General features: G+C 69.7%; 15 protein-coding genes. 6 read left to right on the top strand and 9 right to left on the bottom strand.

The genetic code is table 11. The annotated features are described in order from the left end of the window. Positions 1-77: 77 nt before the first annotated feature. Complete coding sequence (locus AB0F61_RS17590; protein WP_357810452.1) at positions 78-2843, top strand: AAA family ATPase; 2766 nt, start codon at positions 78-80, stop codon at positions 2841-2843. Between the two features lie 93 nt (positions 2844-2936). Here the strand turns inward: AB0F61_RS17590 and AB0F61_RS17585 are convergent, their stop codons facing one another. Next, entirely contained in the window at positions 2937-3632 is a 696-nt protein-coding gene (locus AB0F61_RS17585; protein ID WP_357810449.1) for an alpha/beta hydrolase, read from the bottom strand. Positions 3633-4226: 594 nt separating this feature from the next. Beyond that, positions 4227-4601, bottom strand: coding sequence for a DUF4259 domain-containing protein (locus AB0F61_RS17580; protein ID WP_357810446.1), 375 nt, complete (start codon positions 4599-4601; stop codon positions 4227-4229). Between the two features lie 104 nt (positions 4602-4705). On the opposite strand from AB0F61_RS17580, the gene AB0F61_RS17575 reads away from it, so the two are divergent. The 3 genes from AB0F61_RS17575 to AB0F61_RS17565 all read left to right on the top strand — a co-directional run bounded on the left by AB0F61_RS17575 (position 4706) and on the right by AB0F61_RS17565 (position 7080). Next, entirely contained in the window at positions 4706-5140 is a 435-nt protein-coding gene (locus AB0F61_RS17575; RefSeq protein WP_357810443.1) for a hypothetical protein, read from the top strand. A gap of 132 nt (positions 5141-5272) precedes the next feature. Then, entirely contained in the window at positions 5273-5878 is a 606-nt protein-coding gene (locus AB0F61_RS17570) for a hypothetical protein (protein WP_357810440.1), read from the top strand. Between the two features lie 440 nt (positions 5879-6318). Beyond that, on the top strand, positions 6319-7080 hold the full coding sequence (locus tag AB0F61_RS17565; protein WP_357810437.1) for a GNAT family N-acetyltransferase: 762 nt from the start codon (positions 6319-6321) through the stop codon (positions 7078-7080). 255 nt (positions 7081-7335) lie between these two features. Here AB0F61_RS17565 and AB0F61_RS17560 read toward each other — a convergent pair whose 3' ends face one another. The 5 genes from AB0F61_RS17560 to AB0F61_RS17540 all read right to left on the bottom strand — a co-directional run bounded on the left by AB0F61_RS17560 (position 7336) and on the right by AB0F61_RS17540 (position 12682). Then, positions 7336-8115 (bottom strand): AfsR/SARP family transcriptional regulator, encoded by a 780-nt coding sequence (locus tag AB0F61_RS17560; RefSeq protein WP_357810434.1) that lies wholly within the window; start codon positions 8113-8115, stop codon positions 7336-7338. Between the two features lie 160 nt (positions 8116-8275). Further along, positions 8276-8416 carry a hypothetical protein gene (locus tag AB0F61_RS17555; protein WP_357810431.1) on the bottom strand — a complete coding sequence of 47 codons (141 nt, stop codon included), beginning with the start codon at positions 8414-8416 and terminating at the stop codon, positions 8276-8278. Positions 8417-8518: 102 nt separating this feature from the next. Then, positions 8519-11761, bottom strand: a complete 3243-nt coding sequence (locus AB0F61_RS17550) for a BTAD domain-containing putative transcriptional regulator (protein ID WP_357810428.1) — start codon at positions 11759-11761, stop codon at positions 8519-8521. A gap of 212 nt (positions 11762-11973) precedes the next feature. Next, the gene (locus AB0F61_RS17545; RefSeq protein ID WP_357810425.1) at positions 11974-12429 is read right to left on the bottom strand and encodes a hypothetical protein; all 456 of its coding nucleotides are present in this window, start codon (positions 12427-12429) and stop codon (positions 11974-11976) included. A 121-nt stretch (positions 12430-12550) separates the two neighbouring features. Beyond that, positions 12551-12682, bottom strand: coding sequence for a hypothetical protein (locus tag AB0F61_RS17540; protein ID WP_357810422.1), 132 nt, complete (start codon positions 12680-12682; stop codon positions 12551-12553). Positions 12683-12758: 76 nt separating this feature from the next. Here AB0F61_RS17540 and AB0F61_RS17535 point away from each other — a divergent pair, with 76 nt between their 5' ends. Beyond that, a complete protein-coding gene (locus tag AB0F61_RS17535; protein ID WP_357810419.1) occupies positions 12759-16850 on the top strand; it encodes a hypothetical protein in 4092 nt (1363 codons plus the stop codon). A gap of 218 nt (positions 16851-17068) precedes the next feature. Further along, positions 17069-17716: a hypothetical protein gene (locus tag AB0F61_RS17530; RefSeq protein ID WP_357810416.1), complete on the top strand. Its 648-nt coding sequence runs from the start codon at positions 17069-17071 to the stop codon at positions 17714-17716. 372 nt (positions 17717-18088) lie between these two features. Here the strand turns inward: AB0F61_RS17530 and AB0F61_RS17525 are convergent, their stop codons facing one another. Together AB0F61_RS17525 and AB0F61_RS17520 are read right to left on the bottom strand one after the other, a co-directional pair. Continuing rightward, a complete protein-coding gene (locus AB0F61_RS17525) occupies positions 18089-19273 on the bottom strand; it encodes an ABC transporter permease (protein ID WP_357810413.1) in 1185 nt (394 codons plus the stop codon). Next, the gene (locus AB0F61_RS17520; RefSeq protein WP_357810410.1) at positions 19270-19956 is read right to left on the bottom strand and encodes an ABC transporter ATP-binding protein; all 687 of its coding nucleotides are present in this window, start codon (positions 19954-19956) and stop codon (positions 19270-19272) included. The genes AB0F61_RS17525 and AB0F61_RS17520 overlap by 4 nt, the downstream gene beginning before the upstream one ends. Positions 19957-20012 lie beyond the last annotated feature (56 nt).

The following is a 20012-nucleotide window of genomic DNA, read 5'->3' as shown; positions in this document are numbered from 1 at the left end:
TTCGTAGAACCGGTATGATCGTCCCTACCCAGGCCACTGAAGGCGGCCGAGTCCGACGACGCAGAGCGTGATGGGAAATGACGACAGACATCGTCGGCAGAAGTGACGTTCTTGCGACAATCGATGAGTTCTGCGAGCACTCGCGCACGTCCGGCAAGTCTTTGATCATTGTCGCCGATCCCGGTATGGGTAAAACCACGCTGCTGCGATACGCCGCCCGGCGTTGGGTGGCAGAGGGCGGCCGCGTCCTGGGGGTGACGGCGGTCGAGTTCGAAGCGGACATCAGTTTCGCGGCGCTGAAACAGATTGTGAGCCCGATCGTCGATTCGGTCCCCGGTGCCGAGGTTACGCGAGCCACCATCCTGGAAGCCCTTCTCGATCCGAACACCTCTACGACACTGGATCGGATGGCGATCACCGAAGCACTCCGGAATGTGCTCCGTGCCGCAGCTCACGATTCGCCGATCCTCATCCTCGTCGACGACGTCCAATGGCTCGACAGGTCAAGCGCCGCGGTGCTCACGCTCCTGGCCCGGCGGCTGACCGGGACGCGTGTCGGCCTTCTCGGGTCGGCGCGTCCGGCGGCCGAAAGTTTCTTCGAGCGAGCACGCCTCGACGAGTACGTGCTGGCCCCTCTCGACGAGCAGGCAGCGGCAGAGCTCTTGACGGCCCGTCATCCCGAATTGCCGCCCGCGATCCGACGACAGGTGTTGGCCAGCGCGGCCGGGAACCCATTGGCGCTCGTTGAACTGCCGCTGGCCCTCGCCGGCCCGGGTCACGACAGTCCGAGGGCCGACCTCTCCGTCGTCCAGCTCAACCGCCGACTCCAGATGGCATTCTCGTACCGAATCGCTGGTCTGCCAGATGCCACGCGACAGTCGCTGCTGCTCGCCGCACTCGAGGCGACCGGAAGCCTCCGCGTCCTCGAGGTCGCGGCGGGTGAGCGCCTCCTGGAGACACTGGCACCCGCGGAACGCGCTCGACTCGTCCACATAACTGACCACGGCACCCGACTGGTGTTCTCTCATCCGCTGACGCGATCGGCCGTCGTCAACGCCTCCACGGCCGCGCAGCGGCGCTCGGCCCACCGCCGGTTGGCCGAGGGCACCCGTGACGACCCAGACCGGCGGGTGTGGCACCTCGCGCAGAGCAGCCCCGGACCTGACGAGCAAGCAGCCTCCTCGTTGGAAGAAGCGGGATATCGACTGGTCCGGCGCGGCGACATCGTCGGCGCGGTCACCGCGCTCACCAACGCCTCGATGCTCAGCCCCGCCGACACGCAGCGGGCTCGCCGCCTGGCTGTCGCGGCCTACCTCGGTGCCCGCTTGGCGGGCGGGATCGCGGGAGCTGGTGACGCGCTGCGCGAGGTGCGTCAGCTCGACGCTGGGCATCAGCGCTCCCTGGACATGGCGGTGGCCACGTCATTCGTCATCCTCAACGCCGACGGAGACGTCGACACGGCTCACCGCATCCTCACCGGCGCGTTGGACGCCGTAAGTGAGGAGTCGCATCCGACCTTCCAGATCAGGGAGGCCCTACTCACCCTGCTGTACGTCTGCTTCTTCGGTGGGCGGAGCCATCTCTGGTCAGCCTTCGACGTGGTCTTGTCGCACCTGAACCGCCAGGGCCTCGACATCGTCGTTCTCATGCGGCATACGCACTCGGATCCAGCGAACGCCGGCGACGCGGCGTACCGACAGCTCGACCGGCTCGTCGAGAGCCTGGACAGCGTCAATGACCCCAGCGAGATCGTCCTGGTCGGCCTCGCCGGGTCGTGGGTGGACCGGCTCGGTAGCTGTCGTGCCGCCCTGCATCGCGCGCTGGAGCGGGGACGCGCCGCGGACGACACGAATGTCATGGCACAGGCATTGACCCTGCTGGCGCTCGACGCCTACTTCCTGGGCCAGTGGCAGGACAGCGAGCGGTACCTGGCCGAGGCGCTGTCCCTGACCAAGGAGCAGGGACTGCGGCTCTTTCGCTGGGCCATCGATCACTGGATCGCCACAATCGCCGCTGTGCGCGGCGACGACGTGACCGCGCGACGGATCACCGACGAACTCATCTACTGGGCCGTACCTCGAGGTGTCGCCGTGGTGAGCCATCTTTGCCACTACACCCGGACCCTGCTCGCACTGGGATCTCAGGACTATGAGGAGGCATACCGGGAGGCAACGGCAATTGGCCCTGCCGGCACGATCCCGCCTTTTCGCCCGGTGGCGATCTGGATGGTGCTCGACGTGGTGGAGGCCGCCGTCCGGACCAACCGCCACGTGGAAGCGCGGGCGCATGTCGCCGCGGCTCAGGTGGCGCGACTGGAGACGATCTCCGGCCGGCTCGACATGCTGGTGACGGCCGCCGAGGCACTCGTCTCCGCCGAGGAACAGGCGACAAGCCTGTTCGACCGGGCGCTCGCGACACCGGAGGCCGAGCGGTGGCCGTTCGACCGGGCCCGCGTCGAACTCCTGTTCGGCCAGCATCTCAGACGGATCAGATCGGGGCGTGCCGCGCGGGAACACCTCGAACGGGCCCACCGGACGTTCGAACGCCTCGGAGCCGATAAGTGGGCGCGAAGCGCTCGCCGAGAGCTCAGGGCAGCAGGCCAGCGAACGGGAACGGTCCCCCGGCCAGGAAACGCGACACTGACCGGCCGGGAACACCTCATAGCCCAGATGGCCGCGACCGGCATGACCAACAAGGAGATCGGCGAAAAGCTGTTCCTCTCGGCGCGGACCGTCGGCGCGCACCTCTACCGCACCTTCCCCAAACTCGGCATCACATCGCGGGCGGGTCTGCGAGACGCCCTCACGATCATGGACGAGACCCGCACAAACCAGCACGAGTGACGCCGCGGACCGCGCAGGCACGGCACCTCGACAGACAACTGCGCCGCGTGCGGCGCGGGCCCTCACCGGCCCACACCGCACGCAGAAAACTCGTCACGCGGAGGCGAGTTCGTCCCGGATGAGCCGCGCGAGCGCCACCGGCTGTGACAGGAACGGGGAGTGAGACGTCGCCATCCGCGCGACCCGGTCAGCCCGCGTGGCGAAGTACTCCTGCGCGACCGGCGGGAGGGCATTGTCGGACTCGCAGACGATGTACGTGCTGGGGATTGTGTGCCACGCGGCCCTGGTCTGCTTTTGGGTCTTCGAGGCGTATGACTGGTATCCCAGCTGCGTCACGGCCTGCCGGGCGATGTCGGGATCGACGTCGCCGTAGAACACACTGATGGGATCCACCGGCTCCACGTAGTCACCTGCACCGGCGCCGTCGTGGATCTTCCACCACGGCGCGGGCGTGCCTCCGGCGCTGGACAGCAGCGATTCGCCGATCTCGATCTGGAACGCAGCGAGGTAGATGATCCTCCGAACGTTGCCGGCGCCGACCAGGCCCTCGCTGGTGGGGATGCCGCCGTACGAGTGGGCCACGACGACGACGGGGCCGCCGATCTCGGCAACGGCCTTTTCGATGAGTGCCGCGTCCTGGTACATGTCACCCACTTCCTCCGGGTTGTCACTGCTGCTGGACAGAGCGACGACCTGGACGTCGACATCCCGTAGTTCGTCCTTCAGGAGCGCCAGGTGCTCGGGCTTGTGCCAGGCGCCCGGAACGAGAACGAGTGATGGCAGGGACAACGGAACCTCCGAGTACGGGTGATGTGGCGAGCCGGCTCATGAACTGATCCGCCAAGTCGTGCCGCGACCCGACCACGGCGGCATCGACCAGAAGTGCGTCCACGGTTCGCGCTACGGGAGTCGCGATCATCCGACGTACCTCGGTGCCGGCCTGCGGCCGCCCGCCGGTGCGACGTCGAACACGCGGGGCGGCCTCGCCATCACGTCGGCAATCGCGGGGCACGGCGGTTCACAGAACAGGAGCCAGCACAGCGTCGCTCTCATTTCCTGGGCGCTTCCTGCGCCCGTCACAAGAGTCTTGCGCTGCGTGATCCGTGCGGCATCAGTCAGATGACTGCACCTCGCAGGGAGGCCAGCGCCCGAAACGAGCAGGCTGAGCGGGGGTGGTGCGTCGGCGAGCGGCGGCTCCAACCCTGCCCGCCGATTCAACGGCGGCAAGGTCAGAAGCACCTGCCTGCCAGCGTCGCCGAGCAGGTAGAAGCACGTAACGGGGCGGGGGCGGCTGACTTCGATGCCGTCTCCCTGCCGCACGGCGAGTGACGACCAGGGAGATGTTCATCCCTGATGTGGGTGGTGCGGGAACGGGCCGGAGCGTTACGCCTGTTCGGCCAAGGCCAGTTCGGCGAGCTGGTCGAAGGTACGGACGAGGTGGGCGCGCCGCTGTTCCTTGTGGTCAGGTGTGGGCTCCAAGTCCTCGATGGCCTCGTCCCAGACGGCCAGGAACTTGGTTTTCCAGCCGGCGATGGTGTCCGGGTCGGGCAGGCTGGCCCCGACGTAGTTCTGTTGTGCAATGAGGTGGAGCAGTTCGAGGTTGCAGGGCACGGCGACGCCCCAGTACTCGTCGGGCTCGATCTCGACGGGGTCGCCGGACATCGCCTCGGCGACTTCGGCGATGAGTCGGTCGGTCACCATTCCCAGATGGTCGGCCGCGGTGTCGCTGTCGAAGTTGCCGTTTCCCCAGTTTCCCATGGGTCCTCCGCCTGTCGTGCCCGCTTGTCCGGTGGATTGAACCAGGCCGGTACGACTGTGGCAGCGGCGCAGCTCGTCGTCTCGCTTCTGCGACCATGCTCTTCATGCGGGACGAGAACCTGGTGGGATTCTGGGACAGCAGTCCGTACGACTACGGCTCGATGGAGTCGAGCTGGGTCTGTCTTCGGCGTGACGGCACTGGCTGGACAGCGGTTGCCAACACCGGCAGTGCGGCCGTAAGCCAACTCACCTGGGATTGCCCCCGCGACGGCGAGGTCGAGCTGCGGTACACCTGGACGGCCTCCGGGAGGTGGGCTCCCGGCACACCGTTCATCCTCGCCGAGATCGACGAGCAGGGCCCGTACGACGAACTGGTGCGGACGCGATATTCGATCGGCACCGAGACGCCGCCGATGGAGGATGCGACAGTCACCGTTCTGCACCTGGACGAGACTGTCGAGTTCACCCACCGCTTCGCGCTTGCGAGCCGGGAAACTGATCGGTCGGAGCCGGAAGCTACGCCGGCAGCAGACGATTGAGCGGGACCGGCCAGGGGCTGACCGCCTGCTTGGGTCATACCTGTTCGGCCTGCCCATCGCCGCTCCTCGACGCTCGGGTCGTGTGCGCTCGGCCATGCCAGTTGGTGAATGCGTACGAGTTAGCATTTCCGGATGGAATCAGGGGCCGGTGCGACTGCCGCAGGAGTACCGGACCCCGCCGACCTTCGTCGGCGGGTCGCCCGCGGCCGCGGTCTGGTCGTCGTCCTTGACGAGACCGTCACGATGCCGGCTGCCACGGCCGCTGCGCGGGCGTTACGGGTTGCGCTCCAGCCCGATATGGCCGTCTTTGCCTCCGCGGGACGCCAGGGGCCGATCGTCACTGTGCTGCAGCTTGTCAGCGACTCGGAAGCCGCCACCGTACGCCCGGCTCTGGAGAACCTTGTCGCCGAGTTCCGCCGGGTAGCAGCCGCACTCGTCGAGCAGATGGAGGCTGGTTCGTCACCTGTGAGCGACGTCGACGCGGACCCCCCGGAGTCTGTGCGATATCACGGCGCGACCTGGTACCTGTACCCGCACGGAGAGCACTGCCAGTTCGAGAATTCGGCAAGCGGCGAGGTCGTCGAGGCCAACATCTATGCCCCCGGCCTCGTCGATCCGTACTTCCTGTTGCAGTACGCGAAGACCTCCGGCCGGCATGGTGCTGTCGTCGATGCCTGCGCGGAGGGTTTCCACGATATGTGTCGTCTACTCGATCACGCTGGAATTGCCTACGGCTAGTGGCCATGGTCGACTGGCTGGCTGGCGCACGCATCCTCGCGGCCAGCACTAAGTGCGGCATCGGCACTCAAGGCGAGGCGCGCTGATCGCCACCACGTTCGCGATCTCGGCTCACGCTACCCGGACGTGGCCCGGGTTCGCCGCGTTCACCGGGCGGGCCCTTGGTGACCGGGCCGCGCGGCGGAGGTTACGCACTGCCTTGCCGATCGCGGACGAGCGCCGCTCCCCCTGTTGCTACCAAGCTGACCCGGTCCTCACCCGGTCGTCACCCGGTGTGGCCGTGGCATCACTTCCTGCGTGGCCGCACTTCGGGATCTGAGTCACAGGAAAGCTACCGGTGGAAATCGAGAGGGCTGGGGTCGGCGAGGATACGCAGGTCAGAGTTTCTGAAGTCGGCTGAGCTAGCGCCCTGCGGGCCGAGGGAGAACACTGGGAGGCCAATGTTGAACACCATCGCCGATCGATTGGCAGCGTCGTATTTCGACGCCATCGAGGTCCTTTGCGCGGTCACCCCGAAGGGCTGGTACGCCGAGCGGGGCACCGCCCGCGCGGGAGTGACCCATGCTGGTGTGGCGACGCTGAACGCGGCCTACGACACGACGTTGGAGCCGGATCTCGAGTCGCTCGACGAGATGGCAACCGAGGTCGGCAGGCAGGCCGCGCATTGGTCGATCATGGTCCGGGGCGAGGCGGGCGACGAGGTCAGCGATCTCGCGGCCCGGCACGGCCTGCTCAAACGCACTGAACTGCCGTTCCTGGGCTGCGCCGCGGCCGACATCGTCTTTCGGGTCGGCGCGCCACAACGGGAGCTGGTCCGACAGGTTCGCGCGGCGGATGCTGACCTCTACACCGACACGCTCACTGAGGGCTTCGAGGTTCCCGAGGGTCTCTTCGGTTCACTGATGGGCGGTGGGGTGCTCGACGCCGATTCCATCACCGGCTATCTGGCCGAGGAATCCGGGCGGGCCTTGGGCACCGGACTCGGGATGCGGAACTCCGGGGTGGTTGGCGTGTTCAACATCGCCGTCCTCGGATCCGCACGCGGTCGTGGGCTGGGCCGGATGATCACGGAGGCCGTTCTGCGGGACGGGTTCGCGGCCGGCGCGGATGCCGCGTACCTGCATTCCAGCGCGATGGGTCGGCCGCTCTACGAGTCGATGGGGTTCCGTCTCCTGGAAAGCTGGACCGTGTTCCAAGCGTGATGACGAGCACGAATTTCACACCGGGGAGGGGATGGGACGTCTCCACGAACAGCTACTACGACGACGCCGACCTGCGGAAATCCGGACCTCCAGACCTCCAGACCTCCCGCCTGTGCGACTGCTTCGCAGCGACCGGTGCAGACGGCACCGGACGACATCGGGGGTGTGACGATGCTCCGCTGATGTCTCGACTGCCCAAGCTGCATCTCGTCACCTTGCGAACGAAGAGGAGATGCCCGCCGATGAGGCTCACCGTCACGCGCCGGCCCCCACGCCCATCGGCGGGAGCCGGGCCTCGTCCTCGGTGAGGATGGCCTGACGCAGGTCCCGCAGCCGCCGGCTCGGCTCCAGGCCGAGTTCACGGCGCAGCGACGAGCGCAACCGGTCGAAGGAGGCCAGCGCGTCGGCACCCCGCCCGCTGCCGTAGAGCGCGACCATGAGGGCCGCCTGCAGGCGGTCACGGCCGGGATGAGTCCGGGCCAGTGCGGTGAGTTCCGGTACGGCCCCTGCGTGCCGGCCCAGACTCAGCTCGACCTCCAGCCGTTCCTCGATCACCTGCAGCCGCGACTCCTCCAGGCTCATGGCCTCCGGCTCCAGCATGCCGTCGGCGAGACCGGCGATGGCGGGTCCGCGCCAGAGGTTCTCGGCCCGCAGGAAGGACCCGACGGCCTCCGCCGCGCGACCCGCGGCCAGCGCCCGCCGAGCCCGATGGGCCTCGTCGTCGAACCGGGTCCGATCCAGCGCGCCGGGCTCCACCGTCAGCAGGTAACCGCCCGGCCGGCGTACCAGCGAGCGCTCGGGCAGGCCGCCGGCGATGAGCTGGCGGCGCAGGGCCGCGGCGCAGTTGCGGATCTGACTCGCCGCGGTGGCCGGCGGCCGCATCGGCCACAGGCAGTCGACCAGGCTGTCGGCCGGGACCACCCGGCCGGCCCGCAGCAGCAGTACGGCCAGGATCCGCTGCTGCCGGCGTCCGCCGAGCGGCAGGGGCGTTCCTTCGACGGACGCTTCCAGCGGGCCGAGGATCCGGAACTCCATGCGATGACCTCCATGCCGACCGCACCCCGCGTACGGCCTGGTCATCAGGTTGCCCAGCACGGGTTGGCGTTTCCTTGGCAGCGCCGTACGCCGTGGCAACCAAACGAGGCGTCCCCGACTTCGCGGGGTTCAGAACACCCATCAGGATGCACTGTGGAAATCACCAGACCGGGCCTCCGGCGGTCGCGGGAGCGGCGGCGTCGCTGCTGGTCGCGTCCCCGGCGCTGGCGACACGGCGCCAGTTGCCGCGTTGGTCCTGGACCTGGAATCGGCCGACCGCCGCGGTGAGGAGACGTCTCATCTGGACCTTCCGAGGTGCGGAGAATGTGTGGACAGCCTCCGTCGGCCCGCCATCACCGCCGCATCACCCGGGCACCGGTCCCGCCCCCGGAGGGAAGGTCGGCTATCCGGCCGGGACGCCGACCGGACGGCCGTCGTGCCGCTCCAGCAGGGCCCGGACGATGTCCGCCTCGGGAGTGCCGAGCGGATCCAGGATGCTCAGCGCCTCCTGCCAGGCCCGCGGGGAGTCCTCCAGGTGGCCCAGGGTGATCAGCGCGCGGGCGCGTACCAGGGGTGCTCCGATCGCCTCCGCGCGATGTGCCGCCTCGCCGGCGAGCCGGGCCGCCTGCACGAGGTCGCCGTGCCGCCGGGCGAGTTCGCCCAACGCCGCCAGCGCGTCGATCTCGATCACCGCGGCGCCGGACTGTCGGGCCAACGTGACCGCCCGCTCCAGGGTGGAGCTGGCCAACAGCGGCGTCCGCTCCGCGACGGATGCGGCGAGGCCGACCAGGGCCTCCGCCTCCGTCGCCAACGTGCGCGCCGACCTGGCCCACTCGGCGGCCCGGGTGTACGTGGCCGCCGCACGGGTGGGGTCGCCGGTCAGCCGGAGCAGGCTCCCCTCGGCGATGTCGATCGACGCCTTGCAGTGCCAGTCGTCGCTACGGTCGGCGAGACGCTGCGCGGCGGCGAGCGCGGACCTCGCCTCCGGCACGTCGCCGCGTAGCGTGTGGATCTGGCCGATCCCGGCCAACGCATTCGCCTCAATCGACGCCATGTCGACCTCGTGAGCCGTCCGCACCGCCGCGTGAAGATCGTTCAGGGCGGCCGGGTACTCACCCCGGATGATGCGCGCGAGGCCGAGGTTGTTGAGGATGACCGCCTCGTTGGGTCGTGCGCCGTCCTCCCGGTGGATGACGATGGCGGCGGTGAGTCGCTCGACCGCCAGCCGCAGTCGACCCGCCATGGCGTAGATCGTCCCGAGGTTGCTCGACATCACCGCGATGCCGTAACGGTGGCGGATCCGCTCGTAGAGCCGCAACGCGTGCTCGAAGCAGGCCGCCGCCTTCGCCAGTTGCCCGAGGTCGCCGAAGACCGCGCCGAGCGAGCCGGCCGCGGCGGCCTGGCCCTGCGCGTGCCCGGCGCTGCGGAACAGGTGACCCGCCCGTCGTTGGTGCGCGATCGCGACCAGTTGGTTGCCCGTGAGGTGGTACACGTTGCCCAGACTCATGTGCGCCGACGCCCGCAGGGCCGGGTGGGCGTCCCCACCCGACGCGTGCAGCGCCGCCTGCGCCACGAGCAGCCAGTTCAGTGAATTGCGGGTGACCCAGAAGTACGTTCGTAGCTGGTCGGCGAGCAGGGCGGCAGCGGCCCTCGACGTGCCGTCGGCGCCCGCCCTGATCAGTGCCACCATGTTCGACTCCTCGGCCTCGAGCCAGGCCAGCGCCGCGTCACGGTCCGGGAGGCCGGCGTCACCGGCCGCCAGGCCCGCCGGCAGCTCCAGGCGGACCCGCCCCGGCGCCAACAGGTCACCGGCAGCCTGCGCGCGGACCAGGTACCACGCGAACAGGCGGGCGAGGACGGTCTGCGCCTCCGGCCGGCCGGCCTGCCGCGCACTGTGCTGGCCCGCGTAGCGCCCCAGCAGGTCGTGCAGCGCGACGCGATCGTCGTCGAACTCCAGCAGGTGCGCCGAGAAGAGTCGGGCCAGCGTCCGACGGGCCGCGTCCAGGGTTGTCTGCGCCAGGTACGCGACCGCGTCGACCGACAGCCTGAGCCCCGGAACGGTGCCGAGGAGGCGGAACATCCGCTGGGCCTCGCCGGGAAGCCGGGTGTAGGAGAGGTCGAACGCCTTCTGCACGGCGACGCTCGGGTCGTCGTCGATCGCCAGGGCGGCGATGCTCCGCTGCCGCAACTGCCGCACGTAGGCCGACACCGCGAGGTCAGGCTCGTCGTGCAGCAGCGCCGCCGCGATCCGCAGGGCCAGCGGGAGCCGACCGCAGACCTGGGCGAGGTCCCGGATCGCGTCGCGTTCGGCGGCTCGCGGGTCGGCACCGAGCAGGACGGTGAGCAGCTCGATCGCGTCCGGTTCCGGGAGCAGTCCGATGGTCAGGCGGTGGGCGTCCTGCTGGGCCACGAGCCCGGTCAGGCGGTCACGGCTGGTGACCACCACCAGGCTGTCCGCGGACCCGGGCAGCAACGGCCGCACCTGCTCGGCGTCGAGGGCGTTGTCCAGCACGATCAGCAGCCGGCGATCGGCGACGACGGTGCGGTAGAGGGCCGCTGCCTCCTCCGGATCCGCCGGAATGCGGGCCGCCGGCACGCCCAGACCCCGCAGCAGCGCGCCGAGCGCCTCCGCCGAGCGCATGGGCCGGCCGGCAGAGTAACCACGCAGGTTGAGGAAGAGCTGCCCGTCCGGGAAGCGGTCCCGGACGCTGTGCGCCCACCGGATGGCGGTCGCCGTCTTTCCGACACCTGCCGTGCCGACGACCGCGGAGAGGATCAGTACCTGCGGCCCTGCCGCGTTGGCGAGCAGGCGGTCGAGCTGACGCGACTCGGCGCCGCGGCCGACGAAGTGCCCCGGCGGCCGCGGTAGCTGCGCCGGCCCGCCGGGAGACGTCGGCGCGGCGTCCGAGGGTGCGGTGGCGCGTGACAGCGTCCGGTAGGTCGCCTGGATCTGCTGACCGGGAGCGACACCGAGATCGGTGGCGAGTCGATCGGTGAGGGCGGTGTAGGCCGCGATGGCCTCGGTGCGACGACCGATCCCGTTCAGGGCCAGCATCAGCAGCTCGACCGGGCGCTCGCGTGTCGGCGCCTCACTGATCAGCTCGTGCAGCGGTGCCAACATCTCTCGGTGCTGGCCGGCGTCGAGGCGCGCGTCGAGCAGCTCTTCCCGCGCGGTCAGCCGTGCCTCGTCGAGATCCGGGAAGAGCCGCCCCCGCTGGGCGTCGTCGAAGACGTCGGCCAGGGCGGCGCCCCGCCACAGACCGAGCGCGGTGCTGAGCATCGCGATGCGCTGATCGGCGTCGGTGACGCTCCTACTCTCGGCCACGAGGGCGGTGAACCGGTGCACGTCGACCCGCTCTGCCCGGATCTCCAGTGCGTAGCTGTTGGGTCGGGCGAGCAACGCGGGCTCCACCGACCGGCCCAGCTCCAGCGTGGACCGCAGGTGCGAGATCATGGCCTGCAGGCCCGCTCGTGCCTGGGCCGGAGGCCGATCTTCCCAGAGCAGGTCGATGAGTCGCTCCGCGGAGTGGAACTGGCCCGGTCGCATCGAGAGGATGGCGAGCAGCCGTCGCTCCTGACGGCGTCGCACGGGCACGACCCGTCCGTCGATGACAGCCTCGACGGGGCCAAGCAGTCGCAGCTCCACAGCCGCAGGCTAACAAGACAAACCGATCTCGACGGAGGGCCGTACGTCTATGCGGGGCGTACCCGGCGGGCAGTTTCCCCGGTGCTCGGCATGTCCGTCACGGCGGGGGATGATGACCGGATGCCGCAGTCCCCCGGGTCGACACCCAGCTGGCCGGATGACGGATCTCAGGGCCCCCGCGCCGCCGGGGGGCCCTGACGTCCGCCTGCTGTTCAGACCCAGGGGGTGCAGGTCCAGGCGCCGCCATTCAAGCTGAAGCAGGCCTGGTGCTCGTCCGAGGAGTCGAAATCCTCGAGCATGTTGGTCCACACCCCGCCGTTGGTGGAGAGGAACTGCTTGCTGAGGCTGCCCGTGTACCACCAGCCGTAGGACGACCACACCCGGCGCTCGATGCGCACGGTGAAGGTCGCACCCGCGTAGCGGACGTACTGGTCGTTCTGCAGGCGTGCCCAGGCCGCCCTGCAACCGGGCGACTTCACGACGACGATGCCGAGTCCGCTGTCGTAGCCGCCGCCGGTCCAGCCGTACCGGGTGCCGCTGCACTGGCCGTTGGGATTGACGTTGTAACAGCCGGTGCCCGAGCACGCGGCCAGCGCCGGCGACGCCGATACCGCCGTGGTGACCACGCCGAGTCCCATGAACGCCACCAGGGCGATCAGCGTCCGCACCAGGCGATGCTTCCGGACCTTTCCTACCTTCATGCTGTTCTCCTCAGTCGTGCTGCATGTCGTGGGGGTGATCCTTCGGCGTCGCCGCACTGCGGCTGCATCGTCCGGTCACCGCGCGGTGTCATGCCGCCGTCGGCGTGGGCACCGCGGACCGCCAGGCGAGGAACGAGCGGACCGACTGGAGCTGCCGCGACTCGGTGAGGATCTGCCGGGTGTGCAGGCCCGTGCCGTGACGCCGGCGCGGTACGCCCACGATGACATCGTGATGCGCCGACGGTGAGCGCGGCTCCGACACTGCATCGACCCCAAGCCATCCTGGAGGAACCGCAGTGTCAGCTTCACCGCCCCGCCCCGCGCCGCCGCGCGGGCTCAGTCCCGGCACCGTCCGTCGCAGCGCCACCCGTCGCGGCACCGCCCGTCGCGGCACCGCCCGTCGCGGCACCGCCCGTCGCGGCGCCACCGTCGCGCTCGCCACCGCCTCGATCGTCGCCGGCGGTCTCGTGGCGCTTCCCGCGCCGGCCGCCGCGGCGCCGGACCCGCCCCCGAAGGATGTGGCGTCCGCCACGATACCGCCCGGTCAGCGGGACTCCGCCCTCAAGCAGGGCTGGCGGACGTCGCAGGACCGGGCCTGGACCCTCTCCGGCGACATGACCGGCCTGCACGTGCTTGTGGCGTCGGCGGCCTCCGGCTACAGCTGGACGACCGCGGCCACGCTGAGCGAGCCCGGGCTGGAGACCGACCAGTGGATCGGCAACGGCTGCCTCACCGAGTCGGGCCGGCGGCTGGTCGTCACGTACGCGCCGCGCGCCTACACCAACAAGCCTGACCTGTTCGACCGCGGCGCCTTCGTGGCGGTCGTGGACATCAAGGACCAGTCCGTCCGGAAGGTGGCCGCGCACGCGTCCCTCGCGTACTTCAGCCCCGGCTGCGGGACCGGTGAGAACGTCGTGCTGAGCACGTTCACCGGCGGCGACACCGGCTCGGGCAAGACCCGCCTGACGCAGCTCGACGCCGCGACCGGTACCGTGGCCGCGCCGATCCAGGTGGCGGGCCAGCTCACCTCGGCGCTACCGGTCCAGGACGAGATCATCGCCGCCGACAACGGCGCGCTGGTCAAGGTCGACGGCAAGGGGCGCCGGTCGGCCGTCGCGAGGACCACCGGGGTGCCGTTCCGGCTGGCGGCCAACGGCGACGCCGTCGTGTACATGGATGCCGACAGCAAGGCCGGCCGGGTCAAGCGGACCGTCGTGAAGTCCGGCGCGACAGCCACGCTGGCCGAGGGCGGCACGACCGACATGAACGTGGTCAGGGGCGCGGGCGGTCGGGTCGGCATCACCGGTACCCCCGGCAAGGTGCACAAGCTGCCCACGCGTGTCGCGAAGCTCGACGCGACCGTGCAGGCAGAGATGTCCAGCGAGGGTGACCTGCTGCTGGACGACATCAGGTGGACGACCGACCCGCGGGCGGCGCAGGCCGCGGACGGCCGCGAACGGTCGCTCACCATGAAGGCCAAGGTGCCGGCGACCGGTCGCAGCGTGAACTTCGCGGTCGCGCCAACCACGCCGGCGTCGGGCGACGCCGGCGCTCGGGCGAACCCGAAGACGCCGGGGCGGGCCCCGTCGGCACCGGGCGCCACGACGCTGGCGACACCGCTGCACGACCCGGTCGACACGGCCGCCTGGTGCGCGATCCCCCGCAACGACGTGCGGGTACAGGTGTACCAGCCGCGCGCCCGGGAGATCGAGTGGGTCGTCGACATGGCGGTACAGGACACGCTGATCCTCAACCGGGGCAACAACTTCAACCAGTCCGGCCTGCCCGGCTACAACGTCGCAGACTGGTTCCCGATGCGGCCGCTCAACGGCGGTGGCCACGTGCCCGCGCAGATCATGCTGGGCATCCTCGCCCAGGAGTCGAACCTGTGGCAGGCCTCGCCGCACGTCCTGCCCGGCGAGTTCGGCAACCCGCTCATCGGTAACTACTACGGGCTGGACATCTACGACGCCGACACCAGCGACGACTGGACGATCCGCTGGGACAAGTCCGACTGCGGCTACGGCGTCGGGCAGGTCACCGACGGCATGCGCAAGCCCGGGTTCCAGAAGCCGAACGAGGTCCCGCTGCCGTACAACCAGCAGATGGCCATCACCGTGGACTTCGCCGCGAACATCTCCCAGTCGCTGCGGATCCTGCAGGACAAGTGGAACCAGGTCGACGCGTACAACATGAAGGTCAACGGCGGCGACCCGCAGTACATCGAGAGCTGGTTCTTCGCGGTGTGGGCCTACAACACCGGGTTCTACGCGCCGGAGGGCAGCACGGACGGGCCGTGGGGCGTCGGCTGGGCGAACAACCCGGCCAACCCGCGGTACCCGGCCAACCGCAAGGCGTTCCTGGAGTTCACCTACGACGACGCGCGGCACCCGAGCCACTGGCCGTACCCGGAGAAGATCATGGGTTGGGCCGGCCACCCGCTCAACGCGATCGAGAAGCCGGACACCTACACCGACGGCTACCGGTACGCGTGGTGGAGCACGAACGACGGGCGCGAGCGGGTGAAGCCGCACCTCCAGACGTTCTGCGACCAGTCCAACGACTGCTTCTACGGCAACAACCTCCCGCCGACGGCGCCCGATGTGATCGACGAGCCGGCCGGCCCGTGCCACCACGTCAACGGCATCGGCGACCGGGACCTCAAGTGCTGGTACAACCGATCCGCGGACTGGAAACCGGGCTGTCTGGACTGTGGTAACGCCGCCATCAGGTACGACCCCGGCTGGGCGTATCCGGCCGCCGGGGTGAGCTACTACCCGAAGTGCGGCACCGACCTGCCGGCGAACGCGCTCGTGGTGGACGACGTGATCAACGAGGTCACCAGCCCACGCCGTGACGAGGCCGGTTGGCTCTGCACCCGACGAACGAACAGCGGCACGTTCACGCACGGATTCGCCGGCGAGACGCAGAACGGCACGCTCCAGTACCCGGGCAAGATCGACCTGCACCAGGTCGGCGGCGGGTACGGCGCGCACTACTGGTTCACGCACACCCGCCCGCCGGGCAGCAACCTCTACGTCAGTGGGACGTGGACGCTGGACCGGACGGTGAACGGCTGGATGCGGGTCATGGTCCACATCCCCGATCACCTCGGTACCACCCAGCAGGCGGCGTACAAGATCACGACGAAGAACGGCGTGGTCAAGACCCGCATGGTCCAGCAGCGCGGGTACGCGAACCGCTGGGTGGCGCTCGGCGTGTTCGAGTTCAACAACGTCCCGACGGTGGAGCTGACCAACATGGTGTCGGACCTGACACCGGAGGAGTTGGCGCAACTGCGCGACGACGTGCCGACCAGCGGGCAGGGCGACCTGGCCCTGGGCCGGCCGCAGGAGAACGTGGCCTTCGACGCGGCGGCGTTCATCCCGCTGCCGGGCAAGCCGCAGCACCAGGTGGTGGCACTCGGCGACTCGTTCTCGTCGGGCGAGGGCGCCTCGCCGGTGAACGGCTCGGACTACTACCGCGAGACGGACAACAACCGCGACAACGCCTTCCGCAACGGCTGCCACCGCTCGAAGAACGCATGGTCGCGCAAGGCGGTGCTGCCCGGGTCGTCCACGCCGATCGGGTCGCGGGCGGACATCACGAGCCAGCAGCACGACGTCAACATGGACTACCACCTGATCGCCTGCTCGGGCGCGGAGACGGAGAACATCCTGCCGCTGCGTACCGTCAGCAACGAGCCCCGCAACGCCGACAATGAACGGGGCAAGGGCCAGTACCTGGAGGTGTCCCAGCTCGACAAGGGCTACCTGGACGAGAACACCACGCTCGTCACGGTCTCGATCGGCGGCAACGACGCGAAGTTCGGCCCGGTGGTCAGGGAGTGCGTCTTCATGGCCGGCCCGCTGGACTGCTTCAAGGCGAACCTGTCGGGCGAGACGGACACCGTGGACGTGTCGACCAGACGCCGCATCACCGACACGGTTCCCCGGTCGAACACGAAGGTGCTGGAGGAGATCCACAAGAAGGCGCCGAACGCCAAGATCATGCTCATGGGGTACCCGAAGCTCGTCGAGATCGGCGGCGACCCGCTCTGCCCCCTCAAGCTCGTCCTCAGCGACGAGGAGCGGGTGTGGCTGTCCGAAATGAGCGTGCTGCTGCGTGACGAGCAGTTGGACGTCGTCCGCGACTTCAACACCGCGCACGGCGCGACGATCGCGTACTACTCCGACCCGATGGACGAGTTCGCGGGCAAGGCGGTCTGCGGCTCGCCGGCGGGCATCCACGGGATCGTGACGGACAAGTCGCCGGGTGACACCCCGGACGGCCCGGCGTCGACGCAGTCCTTCCACCCCAACAGCCCGACCGGTGTCAGCCTCTTCGCTCAATCGATGAATTTCACCGTCACGCAGATGTACCCGTGACGAACGCGTCACGATCCAGGAGCCCGGGCGGCCGTCTGCTGCTCGGGCTCCTGGCCACGCTCGTGCTCCTCACCTCCGTACCGGTGCGTTTTCGGGGGCGCAGTTGGCGCACCTGTCGTCAACCCGGCCGGGCCTGACCGCTGTCCGCTCGGGCGAAGTGGGAAGCTGCTGTGGTGTCTGCGGACCCGCGCGGTGACTACTTCTGGCTGTCCGACCTGGTGGCGACCGATCCGGTCATCCGCCACCTTGCGCTTGCCCGCCACCAGGCGTTGCTCGCCGCGGCGAACGACGCACTGCACCGTTCGAATGCTCTGTGGGCAGCTCATCACCGGTCGAGGTCCAGCCAGGCCCGTCTGGGCACGGCACTGGACCAGTCGCGCGCCGATTTCCGGTGGCACCAGGAGCGGACAATCTACGGGCCCCTCTACGCCTTCCGGGACGCCGCGGACGGTGACGATGGCACCCGCGCGCTGTGGGCACCGATCGCCGCCCTGTACCTGCGGTGGGAGGCCGAATACCCCGACGAGTGGGGAGCGCCGGAGTCGTGGATGTGGTCCCGCTGGGGAACCAAGGAGGCCGTTCTTCGCCGCTTCGATCGCGTCGGTTGCCCCGAAGACATCCAGCCCCAGATCGCCGCGCTGATCCTTGCCGCTTTGCAGCGACCGTATCGGTGCAAGGACTGGATATATGCCTGCCTGGCCCGCCACCTTGACGACCCGTTGTTCCTCCACGGGGTGGAGATGCTGGCTTCGGCCGATGACCCCTCGGTCCGACTCCGAGCACAGTTCGTTCTGCAGGTCGCCACACACAGCGAGCAACGGATCACCCGCACGAGCTGGCGACGTTGGCTCAACGCAGCCGGCTGACCGCTTGGCTGCTGACACGGACAAATCGACGGTACGGGGTCCGCCCTCCAGCGTGAGCCGCGCCGCGTCATCGTTCGTCCTGATAGCCACGCGGTCCCACATCCGTCGGACCACCTCTCGCCCAGCCGGCCGACGAGTGCGTAGAAGACGGCACAATGACCGGCGCCGCACTGCACGTTGCCAGCTGCGCCCGGGTAAGCCTTGGAGACACCGAGCTGTGCTGTGCTGCGGTGGGAAAACCCATGGCCTACCCACCTCCCGCCAGCGATACAGTTCGTCACGATCAATTGGGCAGCGAGTTGACTCGCACTGCGGGCGTCATGTGCGGTCCGGGCAGCGTCGTCCTGTCCCATCCGGCCAGGGCGCCCGCACTCACGCCGATCGCAGTGCCGTGGACGGGGAGAGTCGGGCGGCCCGCAGAGCCGGATAGACCCCCGCCAGCCCTCCGATAAGAAGGGCAGCGGCCAGCCCCGTGCCAATCGCGGCAGCCGGCACGAGCGTCTGCCAGCCGCGGACGACGGCCATCACGTACGTGACCGTGGCGCCCAGCAAGACCCCCGCCGCGCCACCGCCCGCGCCCAGCAGCAGCGACTCGACCAGGAATTGCGCCGCGATGTGCCGGCGGGTGGCGCCCAGCGCCCGGCGCAGCCCGATCTCGCCGCGCCGTTCCAGGACCGAGATCACCAGCACGTTGGCGATGCCGATGCCGCCGACCAGCAAAGCCACCACGCCGAGGCCCAGCAGCAGTACGGTGGCTCCGCCGGTGACCGCGAGCCGGGCGGTGAGCGCTTCCGAGGGCCGGCTCACGGCGACCTCCTCGGGGTGGGCAGGGTTGGCCGCCCGCCCGAGCAGGCCGGCCACCTCGTCGGTGCGATCGGTCTGTGCCCGCACGAAGATCCGGGTCGGTTTGCCGTCGTACCCGAATTGGTCGGCCGCCACCGGCGCGCCAATCAGCGCCGAAGCGTCCAGCTCTGGCGCCAGCTCGACCGGCGCCATGATGCCCACCACCGTGTACCAGCGGTGGCCGAGGTAGACCTGCGAGTTCCCGGTGACGCGGCGGATGCCCAGCGACGTGGCGGCGTAGTGGCCGAGCACCACCGCCGGATAACGGGCCGTCGCCACGTCCAGGAAGCGGCCGTCCACCAGGGTGCCGTCCAGAGTGGCGAGCAGCGCCGGGTCGGCGGCACGCACCGACAGCCCGCCGGTCCGCCCGGCCGGCATCCGGTCGTTGCGGTAGATCCGCACGTCGAGCATCGCGGTCGCCGCCGAGATGAGCACCCCATCGGTACGCGCCACCGCCGCGCCCGCGGTCACCGGCAACTGGGCCTCCTCTCCGCGGATGGTCTTGCCGCTGCCCACGGTGAGCAGGTTGGTGCCGACCCGATCGATGCGGGCGATCACGTCGGACTGGCTGGACCGGGTGACGCCGAGCACGGCGACCATGGCCGCGATCCCGATCGCCACCCCGAGGATGGACAGCGCCGCCCGGCCGGGCCGCGACCGCAGGCCCACGGTGCTCACCGGCAGCAGGTCGGCGACGCGCAGTCGGGACCTCACGACGCAGCCCCGGTGTCTGCGACCACCAGACCGTCCCGCAACTGGATGCGGCGCCGCATCGCCGCGGCGACCCGCTCGTCGTGCGTGATCACCACGATGGTGACACCGTCGTCGTTGAGTTCGCGTAGCAGTTCGACGATCTCGGAGCCGGTGACGGAGTCGAGATTGCCGGTAGGTTCGTCGGCGAGCACCACGGCAGGGCGGCCGACCAGCGCGCGGGCGATCGCCACCCGCTGCCGCTCGCCGCCGGACAGATGTGCGGCAGGGAAATCGGCGCGGTGGGCCAGCCCGACCCGCTCGCAGGCGGTGCGGGCGGCCCGCCGGCGTTCGGCGGCCGGTACACCGCGGTAGAGCAGGCCCGTTGCCACGTTCTCTGCCGCAGTCAGCCGCTCCAACAGGAAGAACTGCTGAAAGACAATCCCGAGGAGGTGCGCACGCACCCCGGAGAGCTGCGCGTCGCGCAGCTTTTCGACCGGGTGGCCGGCGATGCGTACCGAGCCGCCGGACGGGCGGTCCAGGCCGGCGGCCAGGTTGAGCAGCGTGGTCTTGCCAGAGCCGGACGGGCCGGCAACGGCGACCAGCTCGCCGCTGTGCACGGTGAGGGTGGCGCCGCGCAGCGATTCGACCGGCGGTGTGCCGGGGTAGACCTTGCGCGCGTCGATCAACTCCAGGACGGCCGTCATGGCTGTGCCTCCTTCTGCCACGCCTGGTCCTCGCCGGTGAGGTGGTTACGCACTGC

Source organism: Micromonospora sp. NPDC023888 (assembly GCF_040639415.1).
In the GTDB taxonomy this organism is placed as follows: Bacteria; Actinomycetota; Actinomycetes; order Mycobacteriales; family Micromonosporaceae; genus Micromonospora.
The sequence above is the reverse complement of the archived record's forward strand: the minus strand, read 5'-3'. Positions and strand labels throughout refer to the sequence as shown.